The following is a 19,002-nucleotide window of genomic DNA, read 5'->3' as shown; positions in this document are numbered from 1 at the left end:
GTTGGCAGGCAGTATTAATATCAACATGCTAGGATAATTATCCACGCTGTTAGAGGCTGAACAATGGCTATCATTGAACACAGTGAAATCGTTAAAGCATCGCCTGAGCGCGTGTTTGAGCTGTTGCGCCGAGTTGAAGACTTTGCGGACTACTCTGATTTGATTCGATCTATCGATACGTTAGGTGAGAACCGCTATCGGTGGCATGTGCGCGCAGTGGGTATGGACTGGGCGTTCGATGTGATGGTCACTGAAATACAGCCGCCCCACGTACTCGCTTGGGAGTCATTGGATGGGGTTAAGAACCAAGGACGTTATCGACTTCGCGAAGTGGCTGAGGGCACCGAAGTGGCGCTCACTTTGAGCTACGAAATTCGTAATCGTTTAATGGAAAAAGCCGTTAATAGAGCGGCCAGGCCGCTGGTCGGCAAAGTCAGCAGACAAATTCTTGAGCGGGTGGAGGCGCGTTTAAATACCCAAAGTTAATGATAAACCCTGGTAAGAGTGCCAGGCGCCGCCTGGAAGCGGCGCGGATCGGAATTGAGCATTAGCTATTGTTTAATGCGCTTTGTGCATGGAGGCATCCAGGTGATCAACCACTTCCGCCCAGTCAGCGTCGTCCTCTACGGCTTCTTTAAGAAACGCTGCCTGACCCTCGTTCCAGCAAGGAGCTTCAGCCAGTGGCATTGTTTCCGGAAGCGGCGCATTGCGCTGGATAAAGCGTTCAATTGATTCAGCGTCAGATGCTAGGCCCAATTGCTCGAAAAGTTCGCTGAATGGGTGTATCGGCTTTTCCATAATGTTTTGCTCCTTCAATCGGTTAGATTTTACCCCTTCACCATAGCGTGAATCTCAGCCTACGCCACCTTTCTACTATTCAACCATTTTGATTAATTAACGTTCACCGATTAGCGACGTGACAAAAAGCTGGCGCTGATCCTCGAAAGGCAAAGGCTGCGCGATCAAGTGGGCTAATTTGGTGAAAGCAGCTTCCGGCGTCATATCATCGCCTGCTAGAACGCCTGCATCGCTAAGCCCATGCCCCGCCGCATAGGTACTGAAACGGGCGTTTCCCTGCGGGCACTGGCTAATCGCAGCCAATAGTTTGCCTTCCCCGTTAGCCTTGGCAAGCACGCTCAATAAGTCAGGCTGGTCGGGTAAGTTGCCAGCGCCCCATAGCTGCAATAGCCCGCCCTTAACCCGTGAATCGCCCAGCCAGGTCTCTAACTGCCAGGCTGAGATGCCTGGCCAGAGAACGATACGAACCACTTCGCCTTGATTGATTAAACGGTAGTCGGGCAGTTCAAAGCGTGGCGCGCCGCGCTGCTGCAGGCCAAGCCCACGGCTGGGGTAGTAAACAAAATCGTCGCCAGCCCGCTCGCCGATCAGCGGGTAGTTGGGGCTAGCAAAGGCGTCAGCTGCTTCGCTGTGCTGTTTAACGGCACGTACGCCACGTAGCAATTTGCCAGCAAAATAGACAGCGACTTCTTGCAGGGCTGGCTGGGCGGCAAACATGAGGGCGCCGTGTAAATTTGCTAGGGCATCACTGCCGAGCGCTTCAAGCGGTTGCATCGCGCCGGTTAATACCACTGGACGATCTAGCCCTTGCAGCTGATATGCCAGACTAGCGGCGGTCCAACTCAGCGTATCGGTGCCGTGAATAACCACAAAGCCGCTGTAAGCCGTTAAATTTGCATTGATGTCATGAGCGAGTTGCTGCCAAGTCAGTGGCGTGGCAGCGCTTGAATCGATCAGCGTGGCGTAGCTAATAACATCGTAAAGCGGTAGGGCCTGCTGCTGAACAATCGACAGTTGAGTGAGGGCCGCAGCCATACGAGTAGAAAAATCACCGCCAGGCACTAGGCCGTGTGCATCCGGGTGCATACCAATCGTGCCACCGGTGTAAATCACTAAAATGCGTTCTGCGGTCGAGTCGCTATTGGCGAGAGGGGAGTAGAGGCTCATGGCCGTCTCCTTAATAATTAACGGCGGGTGTTGCGCTGCACGACAAGTCCGCCGCTTTGGTCGTTTAGGCGATGATTGCGTCCCGCCAGTAAAGCAAAGCCACAGCAAACGCTGATCAGAACGATTAGCAGCCAGGCGATATGAGGTGTGCGGGCGCCTAACTGGAGCAAAACTCCCACACCAAAAGGGCCGAGTGCCGCCAATGTATACCCACCGCCCTGAACAAGTCCCGAGAGCTGGCCTGCAAGGCGTGAGTTAGCTGTGCGCAAGACTAACAGGCTGAGCGCCAGGCTAAAGCTGCCGCCTTGGCCAATGCCCAGTAGTGCGGCGCCGGGCCATTTCCATATTAATGGTGCGATCAGCAACATCCACAAGCCAATGGCGGTACTCAGCAACATAAGTAATAGTGCGGGGCGCTGGTCTCGCCCCAAGCGGGCAAGCCAGGGGGCGCCGAGTGCGGAAGCAAGCTGGCAGATAATCGAAACCGCCATGGTCCAGCCTGCATCTGCCTCGTTATAACCCCGATCAACTAGCAGTGTAGGCAGCCAGCCAAAGACGATATACGCCATGGAGGACTGAATGCCCATGAACAGCATAACGTGCCAGGTAAGAGGGTGCTTAAGTAGCCGTAAGGTGCCGCTGTTTGCAGGCATGGGGGTATCGGAATCAGGGCTGCGGGGCATTTGTAAATGCCAGAGTACCAGCGCAATCAGTGCTAGCAGAGACCAGCTCATTAAACTTGCTTGCCAGCTGCCGAGCCACTGGGTTAACGGCACGCTAAGACCAGCCCCCAAGGCGCCCCCTAAGCAGAGCGTCATGGTGTATAAGCCGGTGAGTAAGTCGGCACTCTCAGGGAGTTCACGTTTCACCAAAGCGGGCAGTAGAGTGCCGCCAATGCCGATCGCAGCACCGGCCATTGCAGAGCCGATAAAAAGCCCAGCGGGTACCGGTAATCCGCGTAAAATAAGCCCCGCGGTAAGCAATATCAGTGCTGAGCTTAACGCACGTTCACTGCCGATGTGTTTGGCCAAGGTAGGCGCAAAGGGGGCCGACAAGCCTAAGAAGAGCACCGGTAATGTGGTCAACAAACCAGCGGCGGTGGCGGAAAGGCCTGCGTTCTCTTGCAGTCTGGTTAACAAAGGCGCAACCGATGACATGGCAGGGCGCAGGTTCAGCCCCACCACAACGATCAATATAATAAACGTAAGTGAACGACGCGATGCCATCGGTGTGCTTATTTCATACCAGGCTTACTTAAGGTGCGGGCGTAAGTCCCCGCGAACGGCATCAAGCAGCGTGATGAAATGGTAGTCCTGTGGGGTATCCAGGGAATCCACTCTCACGTTAGTGCGCATGCCCTTATCCATATTTAACTGGTCGTAGATTTCCAACGTCAATTTACGCGCTGGCTTATCGCCCGGGGCCATAATGCCATCTTCAAGGTTAAAGGTTTCCAACAAGGTGACACGCACGCGGGTGCTGTTGCCTTCGCTGAGCATACGTCGTACGAACAGCCAGCCTTCGCAGGGTAGGGCGTGTTTGTCGTCCCGCTGGCGTAAAAAAATCGTGCGGTAACATGCTCCCTCAACTGAGGCTTTTTCGGCCATGCTGCGGTAAGCCTGGAGCACTTGATTGGCTGAGGCGTGAGCATCCTCTAGACGCTGCACAATCCCTTGATGTTCGCGGCTGAGCTGTTCTTGCCGTTGAAACGTCAGCCATTGGCGGTAGTCGGCCATAAGTTGAGATGACGCCATAATCACTCCATGAAAAATGTACATGCCTAAAGGCTGGAAATAGCGGCTTAAAATAGCAGCTGGGAATATGCAATGGATAACCTTCGCATATTCCAGCGGGGCTCGCTACTAGTGACGGGCGCGACGTTTGCGCTCGCCAACGGCATTGGCGCTTTGGCTTTCGGGTTTGCGTTTGGCACGAGGCTGGCGCTGATTACGGCGGCCGTTCTCGATTGGCTCAGGTTTGATAGTGGGATCAGGCTCGAAACCAGGCTCAATGTGCTTGGGTAACGTCTGTTTGATCAACCGCTCAATACTGCCTAGCAGGGCGTCTTCATCGACACATACGAGTGATACGGCTTCGCCATTGCTGCCCGCACGGCCGGTGCGGCCAATGCGGTGGACGTAGTCTTCGGCCACGTTGGGTAGGTCGAAATTGACGACGTGGGGCAGTTCATTGATATCCAGGCCGCGGGCGGCGATATCGGTTGCCACCAGCACTTGCAGATCGCCACTCTTAAAAGCGGTTAGCGCGCGGGTACGTGCGCCTTGGCTTTTATTACCATGGATAGCCATGGAGGGAATGTCTTGCTTAGAGAGCTGCTCAGCTAGGCGATTGGCGCCGTGTTTAGTGCGCGTGAAAACGAGCACTTGGAACCAGCCATTCTGCTGAATTAAGTGGGCCAGCAGTTCGCGTTTTTTCTCGCGGTCGACGCGGTAAATAGCCTGCTCGATTCTCTCGGCAGTGGCATTGCGTGGCGCCACTTCGATCATTGCAGGGTTATCCAGCAGCTGCTTCGCCAGGGTTTGGATTTCGTTTGAAAACGTTGCTGAGAAAAGCAGGTTTTGACGTTTTTTAGGCACTAGGCGAAGCAGGCGCTTTATGTCGTGGATAAAGCCCATATCCAGCATACGGTCAGCTTCATCAAGTACTAATATCTCGATCACCGACAGATCAACATGGCCCTGCTGGTGTAGATCTAATAAACGGCCTGGGGTAGCGATAAGCACGTCCAAGCCTGCTTTAAGCGCATCGATTTGGGGCTGCTGACCAACGCCGCCAAAAATAATGTGTGAGCGTAGCGACAGGTGTTGGCCATAAGTCGCAACACTCTCGCCCACTTGAGCGGCAAGCTCGCGTGTCGGGGTTAGCACTAATGCACGGACTTGGCGTTTTGCTGGACGCTTGCCGTCATTAAGCCGCTGTAACATTGGCAGGGTAAACCCGGCGGTCTTGCCGGTGCCCGTTTGGGCGCTGGCTAACATGTCACGGCCGTCTAGTACGACGGGGATTGCCTGTCGTTGGATCGGGGTCGGTTCGGTGTAACCTTGCGCTGTGACAGCGCGTAACAAATCGGCGTGCAGGCCAAGATCAGAAAAGCTCATGCGTTCTCCGCAGACACCTAGTGAGTTAATACCGGTAAGTGGTTGTTATCACAAGATGTAATGTTCAAAAAGCGAGGTTGATTCACCCTCGCGGCAGCGAATTGTGCCAGATAACTAAGCATGCCGCGATGGTCGTTGGTAGCCGTGGATGACCGTGACAGGAGACGTGAAGGTGCTAGCGCCAGGGCGCGCTATCAACTGATGCGCAAGGGCGCATCAGAAAACCTATAAAATCTATGTGTTAGTGGCACGTGCCAGTAATAAGCCAAACAGCATAACACGTTTATAGAACGCCAGCTTGAATAGCTGTCTTGTGCAGCAGGGGAGCTTGATACGCAACGGCGTTGAGCCACCCTGCTGAATCATTAGGGAGGTTTCTTAGTCGAAATAGTCGCCCTCACGTACTTGACGGGCGATAAGCGCGGCAGCCTGATCCCAGCTCTCGCCTAGCGCCCGCACTAAAGCGGGATAGCCATCTTCTTCTAGCGCTGTTTGGGTATGAAAATTTTCCATTGCCAATAGCGCTCCCTCAGCATTGAGCAATTGCCACTGGCCGCTCGCCACGGCGACACCGTCAAAGCGACCCTGGAATTGATCAACATTCAGACGCAGGGTCAAAGCGTTGGCCTGTTGGCCTTCCGTGCGCATCACTCTAAGCGTTGGCAGCGCTTGCGATAGGTTCGCGCGCAACCTCCGTTCTAGCTGCCTGCCTAACCCATCTGCCCACTGATGTTGCCGAGCGGCATTCAATGTAATGTCGTCTAGCTGCATCACAATGCCATCAACGTCTAGGTAATGGGCAAGTTGCGGCGGACTCACCACAAGCACGCCCGCTGGCTGGTTGGGAGTGCTTGCCAGTGGGCCGCTGGGCAGCATATAGCGCGCAGGGGGAGTAACGCTGCCGGCGCAGGCAGAAACCAGTAAGCAAACCATTAGCGTAGATAGTAGACACCTCGTCCATGCAAACATGCGTTAGCTCCTTATTAGCGTGGCGCCCGTGGAACGGGGTCTTGGGCATCCAGATTGTCGAACAACAGCGCCCTGGGGTTATCATTCAAGGTGCGGGTTAGCGGCTGCAGATCACGCATCAAGCGGTTCAGTCGTTCAATCGCCGTGGTTAGTTCTTGATAAGCAGGGGATGAAGGCGATAGGCCTTGCAGTGTGCTACGTAGCTCGTCAAGGGTCGCGTTGAGGTTGCCGCCCACGGCCTGGGTCTCTGGGTCATTCAACAGTTGATTGAGGGAGGTACTGACGGCGCGAACTTCATTAAGTACGCTTTCCGACGCTTGCAGATTACGATCCAGGCCGGTTAACAGGGGCTCAACTTCAAGCGCGTTTAACTTCTCCAGTAAATCGGTGACTTGGGCCTGAATTTGTGCAAAGCCGCCTGCCACGGTAGGGAAAACGTCACGCTCAGAGAACCGCTCGGCGACATATTCACCGGCTAAGTCGCGTTGGAAGTTCAAATCCACAAACAAGGCGCCCGTCAGCAGGCTGCCGCTCTTAAGCGAGGCGCGCAGCCCAAGCCCGAACATGCGTTGAAACCGTGCTTCCCACTCTTCAATGTCGATATCGCTGTTCTCAATGCCCAAACGCTGGGGTTCAATCCTAATCAGCACGGGAATTGCGAAGCGAGCACGGGAGTCGGGTTGTGGCGCGGTAAAGTTCCAGGGCACGGCGGCAACAGTGCCCATTCGTACACCGCGAAACTCTACCGGCGCGCCTTTGGAAAGTCCGCGCACGGTTTCATCTACCAGTAACACATACTCCAGGTATCGATTGAAGGTGCCTTCTCGAGCGGCATCTTCATCGGCATACAACGTAAACCGGGCATTGGCCTCCACCGGCTGCCCCATGGGTAGTTCTTCGGGTACACCGAAGGTAACGCCGCCGCCAAGCAGCGCTTCAATAGATTCAACGTTAACGCGGACACCGTCGGCGTCTAAGCGAAAATCGACGCCGCTGGAGGTCCAGAAGCGGGTGCTGTCAGTAACCAGCTGGGTATAAGGTTCTTCAATAAACACTTGATGCCGCATGGTACGCGATTCAGGTTCAAAGCTATTTTCTTCGATACGCCCGACTGTATAGCCCTGGTAAGAGACAGGGTCACCGACGCGCAGTGAATTACCTAGTTGGCTAGTCAAACTTAGTCGTAGCCCTGCTTGGCCTGCGGGCGCAACGGGCGGGGTGTCACTAACGGGGAATTCTCGCCGCTGAGCCTCTTCCGTTCCGGGCTCAAGCTGAATATAAGCGCCAGAGAGCACGGTACCCAACCCACTAATGCCTTCACGGCCAATGCGCGGTTTAACCACCCAAAAGCGGGTATCTTCGCGTAGAAGATCCTCCACTTCCGGCTGAATACGGGCGGTTAGCACAGCATGGGAAAGGTCGTCAGACAGGCGTACGCTCTGCACTCGACCCACTTCAACATTACGGCTACGGATCAGCGTATTGCCCGCTTCAATACCCTCCGCACTCTCCATGGTCAGCGTCACTTGGGTTCCACGACTAGTATAGTTGTCGTAAACCAGCCATAACCCAATAGCAATCGCTACGATCGGTACAACCCAAATGGGCGATAGCCTCGTCTGGCGCGATATTTTGGCTTTATTTAGCGCCTGATCGTTAGTCGGGTCAGTGTTTGACGATGCTGTTTCGTTAGCCATCAACAGGTTCCTTGGTGGCCGCTTTACGGCGAAGAATAAAGTGACGAGGTGGGAGAGGGGTATCCCAAATTAAGCGTGGATCAAAGGTCATTGCCGCCAGCATGGTTAACACAACCACGGTGCCAAAGGCGAGTGACGCAGGGCCTGGTGTGATCGACATCAGGGAGCCCGCGCGAATCAGTGCCACTAAGATGGCCACCACGAAAACATCAACCATTGACCAGCGACCAATAAACTCTGTTAGGCGATACAGTCGCGTGCGGCTTTGAGCATTGAGCTCACTGCTCCGCTTAACCACCAAGCAAAGCCAAGTTAGCGCCACTAGTTTGCCCACCGGTACGATAACGCTTGCGATGAAGATAACGGCGGCGATGGGCCATGAGCCCATTTGAATTAATTGCACAACGCCGCCAATAATCGTCGAAGGCGAGGAGTTGCCTAGACTAGTCGTGGTCATAATGGGGTAGACATTGGCCGGAATATACATGATGGCCGAGGCGCCTAGCAGTGCCCAGGTGCGTTGCAGGCTATGCGGCAAGCGTTGATGAAGTTTTTCATGACAGCGAATACATCGCCCCGCGCCCTGTGGAGATAGACGGTTAATCAGCCCACAGGTTGGGCAGCCGGTTAACCCTTGCCCCGCCGCAGGTCGCCCCGTTTGAGTCCCTTCTGGGGCTAGCGGCTCACCCTCTAGCGAGAACCACATCCAGTCGGCATCAATCGATTGGGTCGTCATCAACAATAGCAGCGCAAAAGCGCAAAATGCCCAAAACGAGATGCCGACGTCGATGTCGGCCAAGCCGGCTATTTTTATCAGGCTTACCAAAGCGCCGATAATAAACACATCAGCCATCATCCATGGTGTTAAGTGCGACAGTGAGCGGGCGATATCTCTGCTGTAGGGGAGGGGGTTATTCCGCAGTAGTCCAAATTGAAGCCAAACAACGCCGATTAGATAAACGGCTGGTAGCACAACGATGGTCATGATGACCGCAATAGCGACTAGCGGCTGGTGAAAGCCAATAAGCGTCGAGGCGGTCTGTGTCAGTTCAATGCGGTTGCTCACACCGCTGACGGTGAAGCTTATAAAGGGAAATGATACCGCCAACATCATTGCTACTAGAGAGGCAATTGCCAAGGCCATACTGCGTTGTGCTGGGTAGCGGTGGCGTTTAACCAGGACGTGTGAGCAGCGCGGGCAGCTTGCCTTTTCACCTGAGCTAAGAGGGGGCAACGCCGATACCCAATCGCATTCATGGCAGGCGCGCAGGCGTCGCCGCTGAGTTCTAACCTCAGGTGGTGAGCAGTCAACCAATGGCGTGTTGACCGGCAGAGAAGCACGCTTAATCAATCGTTGTGGAGGCAAAAACCAAAACTCTCAGTGCGAAATTCTAGTAAAGCAACTAGGATGTGGCGGATTAAGCAGTCAGATGCATGTTTAAGCAAGTCTATCTTGCTGAAATAATGCCCGAAAACGTCAGTAGCCGCTTGACCAAGGCACTTGTTTAGACAACTATGCTGCGGTGCAATGGTACGCAGCTGTTGGACGATAGCAATCAAATCGCGGATCACAGGGCCCTGAGGGCTTGAAGCCGTAGGGCTTGAAAACATAACTCGCAAATAATGCTTGAAAGCAGTACTGGCAAACAGTGCTGGAAATAGTGCCTGTAATTGTGCCATGAAGGAAATGAAATGTTACTTCCCTTATTAGCGGTGGTACTCGGATTAGTGTTGCTGATCTGGAGTGCCGAGAAATTTATCGACGGCGCGGCGGCAACGTCACGCTGGCTCGGGCTTTCCCCGCTGTTGATCGGGATGTTGGTCATTGGGTTTGGTACATCAGCGCCAGAGATGATGGTATCGGTACTGGCGGCAATGCAAGGTAACCCAGGCCTAGCGGTGGGCAACGCCTATGGATCGAATATTGCCAACATTGGCCTAGTGCTTGGGTTTGTGGCTCTTGTATCTCCTTTGGCCGTTCATTCCAGTGTGATACGCCAAGAAATGCCTCTCCTTATGGTCGTCATGCTAGCGACTGGTTTGATGCTGCTGGATGGGCTAATAGCGCGCTGGGAAGCGATTGGTTTGCTGCTGGCGCTGGTTATCTTTATTGGCGTTAGTATTGTGCGTTCACGCAATCAGCCAGATGATGCGCTGATTATCGAGGTGGCTGAAACACTTGAAAGCAAACCAATGTCCCGCGGCAAATCCGTTATGTGGACCCTTGTGGGGCTAGTGCTATTGATTGCCAGCTCGCGTCTGCTGGTTTGGGGAGCAGTGGAAATTGCTGTGCGGTTTGGCGTCAGCGATTTAATTATCGGTTTGACCGTAGTGGCTATCGGCACCTCTTTGCCCGAGCTTGCCTCATCGATTAGCGCATTACGTCGTAAAGAGCACGATATGGTGCTGGGCAATGTGGTTGGCTCTAACCTGTTTAACAGCTTAGCGGTCGTCGGTCTGGCGGGTGTGATTAGCCCCATTGAGGCCGGTCGGGAAGTGTTGGTGCGCGACTGGGGCGTGATGACGGGTATGACGCTACTGATGATTCTGTTTGCATTCTCATGGCGTGGTCGTGCGCGGAAAATTAATCGACTTGAAGGTGGGATCTTGCTTGCACTATTTCTTGCCTACACTGGTTATATGGTGAGTGTCGTAGTGATGTCTCGATAGCGAAGATAGCCCCCTTGCGCATCGCTATGGGGCTTGGTGCGTCAACGCGACTCATCTTAGACAGCCGGATATTATTATATGATGATTGTCCAAGAAAGGGCGCTAGTGAAAGATTAATTGCAGCGTAAAAAATATGCTTAGTGCTTATAACTAAAATGTCGTGCCAACAAGGCTCAACTAAGCTTGTGTTAACCCATTGTTGGGAAACCGATTCAGGTCTTAGGAGAGTGCAATGGAACTTGATCCTCTTGTGTTATCGCGATTGCAGTTTGCTTTCGTTGTGTCGTTTCATGCGATCTTCCCCGTATTTACCATCGGCCTAGCGTCCTACATCGCGCTGCTTCATGGTCTGTTTTTCAAGACACAAAACCCTGCATGGGACCGTCTTTCGCTGTTCTGGACGAAGGTATTTGCCGTTGTCTTTGGAATGGGTGTCGTGTCAGGCATCGTGATGTCGTTTCAATTTGGTACTAATTGGAGCAATTTTTCGCAAGCGTCTTCGAACTTTCTTGGCCCCATGCTGAGTTATGAGGTCGTCACCGCGTTCTTTTTAGAGGCGGCTTTCTTGGGCGTATTACTGTTTGGTCGCGGCAAGGTCCCTCAGGGAGTTCATCTGTTTGCTGCGATTATGGTGGCGGTAGGCACGTTCATCTCCTCATTTTGGATTCTATCGGCTAACAGCTGGTTGCATACCCCTGCGGGCGTAGAGTTGATCGATGCCAGTTTTCATGTGACGTCGTGGCGCGAGGCGATCTTTAATCCGTCTTTTCCTTACCGTTTCATGCACATGGCCGTTGCTTCCTTTCTCACCGGTGGGTTTGTCGTGGCTGGCGTTAGCGCTTGGTTTTTGCTGCGTGATAGAGATCCTGAAGCAAACCGCCGTGCGCTTTCCATGTGTCTCTGGCTGCTACTGTTTTTAGCCCCGACCCAAGCAGTGATTGGTGACTTCCACGGCATTAACACCTTAGAGCATCAGCCGACAAAAGTGGCAGCAATGGAAGGTCACTGGGAAACTTCTACCAATGTGCCACTGCTGCTATTTGCCATTCCTGATCAGGAAGCCCAAACCAATCACTTTGAAGTGGGTATTCCCAGTCTTGCTAGCCTTATATTGACCCACTCGCCTGACGGTGAGGTGCCTGGCATTACTGAAGCTGCGCCGGATGAACAACCGCCTGTGCTGATTGTGTTTTGGGCCTTCCGAGTAATGGTGGGCATTGGCTTGTTAATGATTGCTGTCTCACTGACGGGGCTAGTGTTGCGCCGCAAGGGGCGTATCTATAGCCAACGGCTGTTTCTAAAAGCCCTGGCAGCCATGATTCCCTTGCCCTTTGCCGCTGTCCTTGCTGGCTGGATTGTTACCGAATCAGGCCGCTCCCCATGGCTGGTTTACGGCATGATGACCCATGCTGAAGGCTTAACACCTTCGCTTACTGGCCCCATGGCGTTATTTACCCTGATCGGCTATGCCTTGGTCTACGGCGTGGTGTTTTACGCTGGCGTTTATTACCTTACGCGGGTGGTGCGCAACGGTATGCTGCCGGAAGAAGAGCGCGAAACCACCGATGATAACTTTAAACGCCCTATGCGGCCCCTATCGGCTGCCCATACACCTTTCGACGATGACGTTGATGCGGTGAGGAGCTGAACATGGAAATGTTTGATCTAACATTAATTTGGGCCTTCATTATTGGCTTTGGCATCATGATGTATGTGCTGATGGATGGGTTCGATTTAGGGTTGGGGATTCTTTATCCCTTTGCGCCCGATGAAGATGCCCGGGATGTCATGATGAACTCGGTGGCGCCGATATGGGATGGCAACGAAACCTGGCTGGTGCTCGGTGGTGCTGGGCTGTTAGGCGCTTTCCCGTTGGTATATTCGGTGTTCTTGCCAGCGCTTTATATCGGCGTGTTCTTAATGTTAGCGGGGTTAATCTTCCGCGGTGTGGCCTTTGAATTTCGCTTTAAATCGCGTCGTAATCGGCGCTGGTGGAATCGTGCATTTTGTTGGGGATCGGCCATTGCGGCCTTTGCACAAGGTGCTGTGGTTGGGGCTTATATCCAAGGCTTTCCGGTTGAAGACTTCGTCTATGTCGGCGGTGCATTTGACTGGCTGACACCGTTCTCTGTACTAACCGGTCTTGGCTTAATGGCAGGCTACGCCCTATTGGGTGCAACCTGGCTGATACTCAAATCAGAAGGTCATGTGCAAGACTGGGCATATAAAATTACACCTCTGTTACTGGCACTGGTGCTGTTCGTTTTTGCGGTCATTAGCCTTTGGACACCTTTTATCAATCCGCTCGTGAGGGAGCGCTGGTTCGGTAATATTCAATTGATCTGGATATTCCCTTTCTTGGCGATGGTGTGTGCGTTTACGGTGTATCGCTCAGTACAAAAGCGTCGCGAAAGCGTGCCTTTCCTGGCCACTATCGGCATCTACGTATTTACCTACCTAGGGCTGATTGTGAGTAAATGGCCGGTTATCGTACCGCCTAATTACACCCTTTGGGATGCGGCTTCTGCGCCAGAGTCGCAGCTGTTCTTGCTGGTAGGGGTGGTGTGTGTTATCCCGATTATTTTGGCCTACACCGCTTGGACGTATTGGGTGTTCCGCGGCAAGGTGCGGGTCGGTGAGGGATATCATTGATTCCATGGCCAACCAGGGAGCTAGTGACACTTTAACGCCGCGCCGTTGGCTGCAAACGTTGGCTAAACAGGAGCGTAAGCGTCTACTGGGTGCGGCATTTTGCGGGGTACTGGCTGGTGGTCAGACGGTCGTCATCGTCGTCAGCATTGCATGGCTGATTGAACAGCTGGTGGTTCACGGTCGTTTAGCGATGGCGCTTTGGCCGGTGTTTGCCCTGCTGGTGGGTAGTGTGGTCATGCGCGCTGTCTTTCAATGGGGGCATGAAACATTAAGCCTGGAAGCGAGCCTGCGAATTCGGCAGCTTGCCAGAACTCAGCTGATGGATAAACTGTCTGCGTTAGGGCCTGTTTGGCTTACCAGTCAGCACAGTGGTTCCCTGGCCAATCAGACGGTTGAACACATAGATGCGCTGGAAGGCTATTTCGCACGTTTTTACCCCCAGCTGCGAATTACGCTTTGCTTGCCGCTATTGATACTGGCGGTGGCGGGTTGGCTGGATTATCTGGTAGCGCTGTTCCTGCTGCTTTCTGCACCACTTATTCCGCTTTTTATGGCACTGGTTGGTATGGGTGCGGAACGCCTTAATCGCGACCAGTTTGTTGCAGTATCGCGATTGTCAGCGCATTTTATTGACCGTGTGCGTGGTATGACCACACTGCAGCTTTTTGGCCGTACGTCAGCCGCACAGCAGGATGTTTGGTATGCCACCGATGGTTATCGGCGTCTTAGCATGCGTACTCTTCGCTTGGCTTTTCTGTCTTCGGCGGTGCTTGAGTTTTTTGCCTCGGTCGCGATTGCCGTCGTGGCCATGTACGTTGGTTTTGGCCTGCTGGGCTACATTGAATATGGTCCTTCCACCTCATTAACCCTCTTTTCAGGCCTTGCTGTCCTGCTCTTGGCGCCTGAATTTTTCCAGCCCCTTCGCACGCTTTCTCAGCATTACCATGACCGCGCTGCTGCACTAGGCGCGGCTGAGAGTGTGGTGAATATACTCAATGAACCGTCTTTGGTTAGCTCGCATACCCCTATGGCGCCTAATTCGCCTACCGCGATAATTGAAATTGACGCTGTTTGCGTTGCTTACCCAGGCCGTGGCCACGTACTGGGTCCTATCGCGTTTAGTGTTAAACAGGGTGACGTTATTGCCATTAGCGGTGAGTCCGGCAGTGGCAAGTCAACGTTATTAGCACTGCTCGCAGGTTTTATTGCGCCGAGTTCAGGAGACTACCGTCGGGTAGCTGATAGCCACTATGCTTGGTTAGATCAGCAGCCTTGCTTATTGCACGGCAGTTTGCTCGATAATCTGCGCTTGGCGGCCCCGCAAGCGTCCCGCGAGGAAATGTCGGCGGCGCTGCAGCGGTCCGGTTTTGGTCCTCTCTTGGCGAAGCTACCCAGCGGGCTGGATAGCTTAATTGGTGAGCGTGGGGTGGGTTTGTCGGGAGGTCAGGCTCAGCGCCTTGCGCTCGCACGCGTGTACCTCAGTAAGGCGGATTTGGTGCTGTTAGATGAACCTACCGCAAGCCTTGACCAGGAGACCGAGCGGGTCGTTATGAGCGCTTTGCTTGAACTAGCTCAAGAGGGGCGCACTCTGGTGATTGCTACCCACCATCCTGAGGTGATTGCTGCTGCGCAACGTCACTTTGCTTTTGAGCATGGTCAATTGGTCGAGGTGGTCGCGTGATCCACATTTTGCGCGATTTTCGTCCCTGGTTGCAGCTTTTAGTCCGCCGCCGTCGGCGTTTTTTATTCGGTGCGTTGCTTGTCTGGACGACGTTAATAGCGGGGTTGGCGCTGCTGGGGTTGTCGGGTTGGTTTATTACCGCCAGCGCCTTAACGGGCATTGCGTTAGGCTTGGGCATGCCTGCTCGGTTAGACGTCTATGTGCCCGGCGGTGGCATTCGTTTTTTCGCGCTGTTGCGCACTACAGCCCGCTATATCGAGCGGCTGTATAACCACAATACGGTGTTAACCCTGCTGGCTGATTTACGCTATCGCGTATTTGGCCATTTAACCCGCCTTGATGATGCCAGCTTGCACCGTCAGCGAGCCAGTGACTGGCTGAGCCGTTTGACCGCCGATATCGACACCTTGGATAATTTTTACCTGCGCGTCCTCGTGCCGCCCGTTGTAACTCTGCTTAGCGTGGTCGTTGTGTCGCTGTTTGTGGCCCTTTGGTTGCCAAGCGTGGCGTTGTTAATGGCGATAACGCTTGGCCTGTTGTGGGTGATAGTGACGCTGGTGACGGCCACTTGGGGATTTTCGCAAAGTCACCAGCAGGTGGCGGATCAAGAATCCCTACGTCGCCTGGTTGTCGACCAAGTACAGGCGTCTGCAGAGCTGATGAGCTATCGCAGCGCGCAATGGCACCGGTCGCTTATAACCACTCAGGAACAACAAGCGCACAGCAATCAGCGGCGTTTGGGGCGAAAAACAGCACTGGTAAATTGCTTAGTAAGTACGGTGACGGGGCTGCTTGTTGTGGCGGTGCTGTGGCTGGCTAGCCTTGGTTTTACTGAGCAGTTAGTCACGGCACCTATTTTAGTAATGGCGGTCTTGATTGCATTGGGAATTAATGAGGCCTTCATTGCATTGCCATCAAGTTTTATAAAGCTGGGGGCTAGCTATGCGGCGGTTAGGCGATTGAATGAACTAACCAGCGTGTCGCCATTGCATGAGAAGCAAGCCAGCTTACCGGAGGCGGCGGGGCTTGCAGTTAATGTGACAGAGCTATCGTTGCTCTATTCAAAGTCACTGCAACCAGCATTAGATTTTGTTAGCTTTCAGCTGCCAGCCGGAAAGCGTGCGGTGATAACCGGTAGCTCCGGTGCGGGTAAGTCGTCGTTGGCTAGCGTGTTAACCGGGCGCTTAGAGCCCACTCAGGGTGACGTGCTGGTCGGCGGAGAGCGGCCTTGGCAGCTTGCCGCGGAGAGCCGTGCCAACCACTTTGCCATGCTGACTCAGTCCGTAGATTTATTTGACGATTCATTAGCCGAAAACCTGCGTATCGCTAACCCGTCTGCTGACGAATCATTGCTTTGGGAGGTGTTAACGGCGGTTGCATTGGCTGACTGGGTCAAGCAATTGCCAAAAGGATTGGATACGGCGGTAGGCGAAAAAGGCCAGCAGCTTTCTGGTGGGCAAGCTCGGCGTGTCGCCTTAGCGCGTTTAATGTTGCGCAACCCGAGCGTTGTGATACTTGACGAACCTTTTGCCGCGATTGACGCCGCAACGGCGCAGCACATCGCAGCTTCCTTAGACCAGTGGCTGGCTAATCGAACGGTGATTTATTTTGTCCATCAAATTAGCTCTTTGAATCTATTGCCTGGGGTCGAGTTTCACTGGCATCTCGTTGACGGTAAACTTCACCAATACCTGATTGAATGACGTTGACTAATCGATGCGGTCTCAAGGAATCCCCAATGCATGAATTTTTACACAACCTCCCCAAAGTAGAGCTTCATTTGCATATCGAAGGCTCGCTGGAACCAGAGTTAATGTTTGCGCTAGCTCAGCGCAATGGGGTTGAGCTGCCCTATACGACAGTTCAAGAAGCCAAAGATGCTTATCACTTCAACGATTTGCAGGGATTCCTTAATCTCTATTTTCAGGGCATGAGTGTGCTTCGTAACGAGGAGGACTTTTACGATCTGGCGATGGATTATTTCAAGCGTGCACGGGGGGAGGGTGTTGTGCATATCGACATGCACTTTGACCCCCAGGCGCATCTGCAGCGTGGCGTGCCGCTTGAAGTAGTCATGGCTGGGCTATTAAAAGCTAAGCAGGAGGCAGAGGAGACCCTTGACCTCTCTATCGGAATGATTATGGCTTTTCTACGCGATCGCCCCGCAGCGGAGGCTTTGCATGTACTTGAGCAAGCCGCTCCCTATTGGAAACTGCTGGATGCTATTGGCTTAGACAGTGCAGAGCAAAATAATCCCCCCGCGGATTTTATTGATGTGTTTAAGCGGGCTAAGCAGCTTGGGCTTGTGTGTGTGGCTCATGCTGGAGAGGAAGGCCCCGCAGACTATATTAAAGAAGCCTTGGATGTACTTGATGTCCAGCGCATTGATCACGGGGTGCGCTGTTTAGAAAGCGATGAGGTAGTTGAGCGTTTGCGCAGCGAGCAGATTGTTCTAACGGTCTGCCCTCTCTCAAATGTCAGTTTAAAGGTGGTTGAGGATCTGCGTGATCATCCGTTGCCCAGGCTTTTGGCTGAAGGACTCAAGGTAACTATTAGCTCAGATGACCCCGCCTATTTTGGCGGCGGCATGATGGCCAATCATATCGCTTGCGCTGAAGCGTTTGGTTGGGATGAAGCAATTTTTCGCCAGCTAACCCGCAATGCTATTGAAGAAGCTTTTACTAGCCAGCAGCGTCGCGAAGAGATGCTGGCTCGCTTAGCCTTAGTATAATGTTTCAATGCCTGGTCGCCCTGACCAGGCGGCTGCTCTTGCTAGGGCGGTAGTTTTACGTGTTGGTTTTTAGCCATAGTTTAAGGCAGTGCGGGCACCTCGAAATCGGGCATTTCACCGGTTAGCGTATGTAAAAAAGCGGTAATATCATTAATAGTGTTCTCTTCAAACTCCCGACCAAGCATTTCTTGGCCCATTATCGCGACCGCTTCTTCCAGCGTTTCAGTCGCACCGTTATTCATATACGGGTAGGTCACGGCCACATTGCGTAATGTAGGCGTTCTGAAGCGGTACTTGTCGCTCTCTTCTTCGGTCACAACGTAACGACCCAAATCGGTTGAGCCTGGCACCTGAATCGCATGGAATTGGCTGTCGGTTAAAGCAGGGCCGCGGTGGCAGGCAATACAACCGTTATCAACAAAGGCCACCATGCCGTCTTTGGCTTGCTGGTCAATCGCCTCTACATCGCCATGTAGGTAACGATCAAAAGGTGAGTTGGGTGTATTAAGCGTACGTTGAAAAGCGGCCAGCGCGTGGGCCAAATTATCATCGGTGATAGGTGCTTCTTGATCCGGGTAAGCAGCGCTGAATTTTTCTTGATAGAGTTCAAACCCCACCAGCCGTTCTAAAGCCATTTCTAGGTCCATTGCCATTTCTACAGGCGCTTCAATAGGGCCCAGTGCTTGGCCTTCTAGATCAGGTTCTCGACCATCCCAAAATTGTGATTCTAAAAAGCCACTGTTCAATACGGTTGGGGTGTTGCGCTCACCCACTTGACCATCGTGACCGACAGCGCGGGGAATTCGGTCAGCCCATCCAAGCGCTGGATTGTGGCAGGTTGCGCAGCTAATAACGCCGCTAGAAGAGATGCGTGGCTCGAAGAACAGCATATTGCCAAGTTCGATCTTTTCCTCTGTTAATGAGTTGTCCGCAGGGATTGGCGGAAGGTAAGGCAGTGCCTCGAAGCGTTGGCGGTAATTTTCCAAGCCATCGTCAGCCATGGCTACGCTAGCAACGAGGAAGCTGCTAGCCGCCAGTGCGGGTAGTAAGGTGGCTTTTTTTATGGTCATGGTTATTCTCCCTTGCTTTTGTAATCGGCGTTTTGGTCTTGAAGCGATGAACCTCAACGTGCACTTTTTATAAGCGTAGGGGGAGGGGGGAGTAGCTGTTTTGCCTTAGATCAAATTTTGCGCTGTTTCCTGGTGCTTTGTGGGCAACCCCTAATTTTGAACGACTTTTAATGATTAATGTTTAAATGGCTGTTGACCCTGACGGTGAATCGGGTAATATACGCCACACGTCAACGGGGCACGGCCTCAGCGACCAGCTCTTTAACAATTTGATCAGGTAATTCATGTGGGCGCTTGCTGATGTTGGTGACAAATCACCCAATATCAAGGCAAGCGACTCAAGCAATAAGGTGTTGAAGATACGTCTTTGATATCGGTTTTGAATGAATTCGTTTGAACCTTGAGCCAAGTTTGATTCGCTTTTGTTGTCTTCGGCTAGCCCTTAGAT

Annotated in this window: 16 protein-coding genes; 7 read left to right on the top strand and 9 right to left on the bottom strand. The window is 53.1% G+C overall.

Annotated elements, in window-relative coordinates:
• Window positions 1-63: 63 nt before the first annotated feature.
• The gene (locus tag RZA33_RS16930; RefSeq protein WP_317508880.1) at window positions 64-486 is read left to right on the top strand and encodes an SRPBCC family protein; all 423 of its coding nucleotides are present in this window, start codon (window positions 64-66) and stop codon (window positions 484-486) included.
• Between the two features lie 72 nt (window positions 487-558).
• Here the strand turns inward: RZA33_RS16930 and RZA33_RS16925 are convergent, their stop codons facing one another.
• The 8 genes from RZA33_RS16925 to RZA33_RS16890 form a co-directional block, all read right to left on the bottom strand.
• Window positions 559-798: a DUF2789 domain-containing protein gene (locus RZA33_RS16925; protein ID WP_317508879.1), complete on the bottom strand. Its 240-nt coding sequence runs from the start codon at window positions 796-798 to the stop codon at window positions 559-561.
• Between the two features lie 96 nt (window positions 799-894).
• A complete protein-coding gene (locus RZA33_RS16920) occupies window positions 895-1,965 on the bottom strand; it encodes an asparaginase (protein WP_317508878.1) in 1,071 nt (356 codons plus the stop codon).
• A 17-nt stretch (window positions 1,966-1,982) separates the two neighbouring features.
• Window positions 1,983-3,191, bottom strand: a complete 1,209-nt coding sequence (locus RZA33_RS16915) for a CynX/NimT family MFS transporter (protein ID WP_317508877.1) — start codon at window positions 3,189-3,191, stop codon at window positions 1,983-1,985.
• Window positions 3,192-3,215: 24 nt separating this feature from the next.
• Entirely contained in the window at window positions 3,216-3,719 is a 504-nt protein-coding gene (locus RZA33_RS16910; RefSeq protein ID WP_317508876.1) for a hypothetical protein, read from the bottom strand.
• Window positions 3,720-3,827: 108 nt separating this feature from the next.
• Window positions 3,828-5,084, bottom strand: coding sequence for a DEAD/DEAH box helicase (locus RZA33_RS16905; protein ID WP_317508875.1), 1,257 nt, complete (start codon window positions 5,082-5,084; stop codon window positions 3,828-3,830).
• A 378-nt stretch (window positions 5,085-5,462) separates the two neighbouring features.
• A complete protein-coding gene (locus RZA33_RS16900) occupies window positions 5,463-6,053 on the bottom strand; it encodes a PqiC family protein (protein ID WP_317508874.1) in 591 nt (196 codons plus the stop codon).
• A gap of 14 nt (window positions 6,054-6,067) precedes the next feature.
• Window positions 6,068-7,750 carry an intermembrane transport protein PqiB gene (gene pqiB, locus RZA33_RS16895; protein ID WP_317508872.1) on the bottom strand — a complete coding sequence of 561 codons (1,683 nt, stop codon included), beginning with the start codon at window positions 7,748-7,750 and terminating at the stop codon, window positions 6,068-6,070.
• Window positions 7,743-9,116, bottom strand: a complete 1,374-nt coding sequence (locus RZA33_RS16890; RefSeq protein WP_317508871.1) for a paraquat-inducible protein A — start codon at window positions 9,114-9,116, stop codon at window positions 7,743-7,745. The genes pqiB and RZA33_RS16890 overlap by 8 nt, the downstream gene beginning before the upstream one ends.
• Before the next feature lie 326 nt (window positions 9,117-9,442).
• Here RZA33_RS16890 and RZA33_RS16885 point away from each other — a divergent pair, with 326 nt between their 5' ends.
• The 6 genes from RZA33_RS16885 to RZA33_RS16860 all read left to right on the top strand — a co-directional run bounded on the left by RZA33_RS16885 (window position 9,443) and on the right by RZA33_RS16860 (window position 17,484).
• Window positions 9,443-10,420, top strand: a complete 978-nt coding sequence (locus RZA33_RS16885) for a calcium/sodium antiporter (protein WP_317508870.1) — start codon at window positions 9,443-9,445, stop codon at window positions 10,418-10,420.
• Between the two features lie 232 nt (window positions 10,421-10,652).
• Complete coding sequence (locus tag RZA33_RS16880) at window positions 10,653-12,068, top strand: cytochrome ubiquinol oxidase subunit I (protein WP_317508869.1); 1,416 nt, start codon at window positions 10,653-10,655, stop codon at window positions 12,066-12,068.
• Window positions 12,069-12,070: 2 nt separating this feature from the next.
• A complete protein-coding gene (cydB, locus tag RZA33_RS16875; protein WP_317508868.1) occupies window positions 12,071-13,072 on the top strand; it encodes a cytochrome d ubiquinol oxidase subunit II in 1,002 nt (333 codons plus the stop codon).
• A gap of 4 nt (window positions 13,073-13,076) precedes the next feature.
• Window positions 13,077-14,753: a thiol reductant ABC exporter subunit CydD gene (gene cydD / locus RZA33_RS16870; RefSeq protein ID WP_317508913.1), complete on the top strand. Its 1,677-nt coding sequence runs from the start codon at window positions 13,077-13,079 to the stop codon at window positions 14,751-14,753.
• On the top strand, window positions 14,750-16,456 hold the full coding sequence (cydC, locus tag RZA33_RS16865; RefSeq protein ID WP_317508867.1) for a thiol reductant ABC exporter subunit CydC: 1,707 nt from the start codon (window positions 14,750-14,752) through the stop codon (window positions 16,454-16,456). The genes cydD and cydC overlap by 4 nt, the downstream gene beginning before the upstream one ends.
• 35 nt (window positions 16,457-16,491) lie before the next feature.
• A complete protein-coding gene (locus tag RZA33_RS16860; RefSeq protein WP_317508866.1) occupies window positions 16,492-17,484 on the top strand; it encodes an adenosine deaminase in 993 nt (330 codons plus the stop codon).
• 80 nt (window positions 17,485-17,564) lie between these two features.
• Here RZA33_RS16860 and RZA33_RS16855 read toward each other — a convergent pair whose 3' ends face one another.
• Complete coding sequence (locus RZA33_RS16855) at window positions 17,565-18,554, bottom strand: cytochrome-c peroxidase (protein WP_317508865.1); 990 nt, start codon at window positions 18,552-18,554, stop codon at window positions 17,565-17,567.
• Between the last annotated feature and the right edge of the window lie 448 nt (window positions 18,555-19,002).

It is taken from the genome of Halovibrio sp. HP20-59, assembly GCF_033052795.2.
Taxonomy (GTDB): domain Bacteria; phylum Pseudomonadota; class Gammaproteobacteria; order Pseudomonadales; family Halomonadaceae; genus Vreelandella.
Note: the sequence above shows the minus strand (reverse complement) of the source record. Positions and strands in the feature narration are given on the sequence as shown.

Coding starts and splice junctions, on each gene's coding strand:
- RZA33_RS16930 (WP_317508880.1), top strand. CDS start 64: ATGGCTATCATTGAACACAGTGAAATCGTTAAAGCATCGCCTGAGCGC.
- RZA33_RS16855 (WP_317508865.1), bottom strand. CDS start 18,554: ATGACCATAAAAAAAGCCACCTTACTACCCGCACTGGCGGCTAGCAGC.
- RZA33_RS16915 (WP_317508877.1), bottom strand. CDS start 3,191: ATGGCATCGCGTCGTTCACTTACGTTTATTATATTGATCGTTGTGGTG.
- RZA33_RS16880 (WP_317508869.1), top strand. CDS start 10,653: ATGGAACTTGATCCTCTTGTGTTATCGCGATTGCAGTTTGCTTTCGTT.
- cydD (WP_317508913.1), top strand. CDS start 13,077: ATGGCCAACCAGGGAGCTAGTGACACTTTAACGCCGCGCCGTTGGCTG.
- cydB (WP_317508868.1), top strand. CDS start 12,071: ATGGAAATGTTTGATCTAACATTAATTTGGGCCTTCATTATTGGCTTT.
- RZA33_RS16905 (WP_317508875.1), bottom strand. CDS start 5,084: ATGAGCTTTTCTGATCTTGGCCTGCACGCCGATTTGTTACGCGCTGTC.
- RZA33_RS16925 (WP_317508879.1), bottom strand. CDS start 798: ATGGAAAAGCCGATACACCCATTCAGCGAACTTTTCGAGCAATTGGGC.
- RZA33_RS16860 (WP_317508866.1), top strand. CDS start 16,492: ATGCATGAATTTTTACACAACCTCCCCAAAGTAGAGCTTCATTTGCAT.
- RZA33_RS16920 (WP_317508878.1), bottom strand. CDS start 1,965: ATGAGCCTCTACTCCCCTCTCGCCAATAGCGACTCGACCGCAGAACGC.
- RZA33_RS16900 (WP_317508874.1), bottom strand. CDS start 6,053: ATGTTTGCATGGACGAGGTGTCTACTATCTACGCTAATGGTTTGCTTA.
- pqiB (WP_317508872.1), bottom strand. CDS start 7,750: ATGGCTAACGAAACAGCATCGTCAAACACTGACCCGACTAACGATCAG.
- RZA33_RS16885 (WP_317508870.1), top strand. CDS start 9,443: ATGTTACTTCCCTTATTAGCGGTGGTACTCGGATTAGTGTTGCTGATC.
- RZA33_RS16910 (WP_317508876.1), bottom strand. CDS start 3,719: ATGGCGTCATCTCAACTTATGGCCGACTACCGCCAATGGCTGACGTTT.